Source organism: Ruegeria sp. N10 (assembly GCF_056531545.1).
This window is the reverse complement of the sequence record NZ_JBQFLY010000048.1, coordinates 1-3,239: the sequence shown is the minus strand read 5'-3', so window position 1 is coordinate 3,239 and position 3,239 is coordinate 1. Positions and strand designations below refer to the sequence as shown.

4 protein-coding genes are annotated in these 3,239 nt (G+C 60.8%); all 4 read right to left on the bottom strand.

What is annotated here, in order from left to right; genetic code table 11:
• On the bottom strand, positions 1-883 hold an 883-nt coding region (rfbA, locus tag ACR0JI_RS21815), incomplete at its 3' end, for a glucose-1-phosphate thymidylyltransferase RfbA (RefSeq protein WP_480496654.1).
• A complete protein-coding gene (gene rfbD / locus ACR0JI_RS21810) occupies positions 880-1,746 on the bottom strand; it encodes a dTDP-4-dehydrorhamnose reductase (protein ID WP_480496656.1) in 867 nt (288 codons plus the stop codon). The genes rfbA and rfbD, both read right to left, overlap by 4 nt.
• Positions 1,743-2,786 carry a dTDP-glucose 4,6-dehydratase gene (rfbB, locus tag ACR0JI_RS21805; protein ID WP_480496658.1) on the bottom strand — a complete coding sequence of 348 codons (1,044 nt, stop codon included), beginning with the start codon at positions 2,784-2,786 and terminating at the stop codon, positions 1,743-1,745. Before rfbB ends, rfbD begins: the two co-directional genes overlap by 4 nt.
• Positions 2,787-2,789: 3 nt before the next feature.
• Positions 2,790-3,239: dTDP-4-dehydrorhamnose 3,5-epimerase (rfbC, locus tag ACR0JI_RS21800; RefSeq protein ID WP_480496660.1), on the bottom strand; the 450-nt coding region annotated here is incomplete at its 5' end.

The window sequence follows — 3,239 nt, the reverse complement described above, 5'->3', positions numbered from 1 at the left end:
TGAGCAGGTTTTTGAGGTATTTTCCGTATTCGTTTTTGCCGAATTTGCGGGCGCGGGCTTCGAGGTCGTGGTCGTTGATCCAGCCCAGCGTATGGGCGATTTCGTCGGGTGATCCGGTTTGCAGGCCTTGCCTGTCCTGAAGCGTGCGCACGAAGTTTCCGGCGTCCAGCAGGCTTGCATGGGTTCCGGTATCCAGCCAGGCATAACCGCGTCCCATGCGGTTGACGCTGAGCAACCCGGCCTCAAGGTACATTTCAAGCAAGGTGACAATCTCAAGCTCGCCGCGTGCAGACGGTTTTACGGCGCGGGCCCGTTCAGGGGCAGAGCCGTCCAGAAAGTACAGCCCGGTCACGGCGTAGTTCGATGGCGGCACTTGAGGTTTCTCGACAATCTGGGTGACGGCGCCAGCCTCGTCATAGGCCACGACCCCGTAGCGTTCGGGATCAGCGACCCGATAGCCGAAGACAGTGCCTCCCGTCTCTTTGGCGTCTGCCGATTGCAGGATCTCGGGCAGGCCGTGCCCGAAGAAAATGTTGTCGCCCAGCACCATGGCCGAGGGGGCACCATCCAGAAAGTCTTCTGCCAGAATATAGGCTTGCGCTAACCCGTCAGGAGAAGGTTGAACAATCCAGGTCAGGGACAGGCCCCATTGGCTTCCGTCGCCCAACAGGCGCTGAAACTGCTCCTGATCCTGCGGCGTCGTGATCATCGCGATGTCGCGGATCCCGGCCAGCATCAGCACCGAAAGGGGGTAATAGATCATCGGCTTGTCATAGATGGGCAAAAGCTGCTTCGAGACGCCCATCGTGATCGGATAAAGACGGGTACCTGACCCGCCTGCCAGAATGATACCTTTGCGTTTCTTGCCGTTCCGGGTCGTCATGTGCCGAGCTCTCCAAGGTCTTCAAGTATGCTGTGCAGGCCCGCCTTCCAATCCGGACGGGGCACGCCCAGGTCCGTTGTCAGTGTCGTGCAGTCCAGGCGGCTGTTCAGGGGGCGTTTCGCGGGGGTCGGGTATGCGCTGGACGGGATGTCTTCGACATTGCAGTCAATGCCGGCCTGATCGAAGATCTCGCGGGCAAAATCGGCCCAGCTGACATCAGGGCCACCGCTGCAATGGTAAATTCCGGTCTTTTCATCCGGGTTTGTCAAAAGGGCACGGGCCGCGCCCACACAGGCCCCGGCCAGTTCCGCCGCCGGGGTTGGCCCGCCAATCTGGTCTGCGACGATCGTCAGGCGGTCACGCTCTTTGCCGAGGCGCAGCATGGTTTTGACGAAGTTATGTCCATGTGACGACACCACCCACGAGGTTCGTATGATTGCATGGGGTCCGCCCGCCGCAATCACACCGGCCTCACCCGCCAGCTTGGTGCGCCCATAAGCGCCCAGCGGGCCGGTCGCGTGGTCGGGCGGAAACGGGGCCGTGCCCGCCCCGTCAAACACATAATCCGTCGAGACCTGAACAAACGGCAATCCGCGCCCGGCCGCAGCTTTGGCCAGCGCCGTGGGCGTGGTTCCGTTGATCAGCAGGGCAAGGTCTTCCTCCGCCTCGGCCTTGTCGACGGCGGTATATGCGGCGGCGTTGATCACCGCATCCGCATCGGTGTTGCGAACCAGGGCCGCGCACCCTTCGGGATCGGTAAAATCCGCCTTGTCGCGCCCAAGCGCTTCAACCGAGATTTCCCCGCCACACCGGATCAGTTCCCGGCCCAGCTGACCGGTCGCCCCGAAGACCAGAAGTTTCACGCGCTGACCCCCAGCCGTTCGCCAACGCCGGACCGGCCTTGCAGGGACCGCCACCACTCTTCATTGTTCAGGTACCATTCAACCGTTCTGCGCAGACCCTCCTCTACCGTCACGGATGGGCGCCAGTTCATTTCGTTGCGCATCCGCGAGGGATCGATGGCGTAACGCGCATCATGCCCGGGGCGGTCTGTGACAAAGGTGATCTGGTCCGCATAGACCCCCTGCGGTTTCGGGCGCAGATCGTCCAGGATCGTGCAAAGCGTCTGCACCAGTTCCAGATTGCTGCGCTCGTTCTCGCCACCGATGTTGTAGGACCGGCCGACAGCCCCCTTTTGCACCACCAGCAAAAGCGCGTCGGCGTGATCCTCGACATACAGCCAGTCGCGGACATTCGAGCCGTCACCATAGATCGGCAGCGCCTTGCCCGCGATTGCGTTCAGGATCACAACGGGGATCAGCTTTTCAGGGAAATGATAGGGTCCGTAATTGTTCGAACAGTTGGTCAGCACCACCGGCAGGCCATAGGTCTCGTGCCAGGCCCGGACCAGATGATCGCTGGAGGCTTTCGATGCGGAATAGGGTGACCGCGGATCATAGGGAGTATCCTCGGTGAACTGGCCGGTGGGGCCCAGGCTGCCAAAGACTTCATCGGTCGAGATATGGTGGAACCTGAAAGTGTCCGGTTTTCCCTGTCCGGCCCAATAGCTGCGCGCCGCCTCCAGCATGTTGTATGTGCCCAGGACATTGGTTTCGATGAAAGCCCCCGGCCCGTCGATGGACCGGTCAACATGGGATTCTGCCGCCAGGTGCATTACCGCATCAGGCGCATGTTCGGCAAACACCGCCTTCAGGGCCGCAGGGTCGCGGATATCTGCGTGAACAAAGGCATAGTTCGGGTTCTCTGCAACCTCGGCAACATTGTCGAGGCAGGCCGCATAGGTCAGCGCATCAAGGTTCACGACCTGATGTCCGTCCGCAATGGCACGCCGCACGACCGCGGACCCGATGAAACCCGCACCACCTGTCACCAACAGTTTCATATTCTATCCTTCGTAAACAAACGGGCTGTCAAAATCGGCCAGCGCAGGCGCAATCCTGTCCTTGTCGCTCAGCACCGGGTTCCCCTGCAAGGGCCAATCAATACCACAGCTGTCCCAGCGCACACCCCCATCAGCATCCGCATTGTAAGAGCTGGTACATTTGTAGCAGATTTCGGTGTCGGGCTCTAACGTCACAAAACCATGGGCAAAACCCGGCGGCACCCAAAGCTGTCGCCCGTTCTCAAAGCTGAGCTCGATGCCGAAAGATTGCCCATAGGTCGGCGATCCCTTGCGGATATCGACAGCGACATCATAAAGCGCCCCCCGGCCCGCCCGCACCAATTTGCCCTGCGCATGCGGAGGCGCCTGAAAATGCAGGCCGCGCAATGTCCCCACCGCGGACGACAGCGAATGGTTGTCCTGCACAAATTCCGGCAACACAACCCCAGCCTC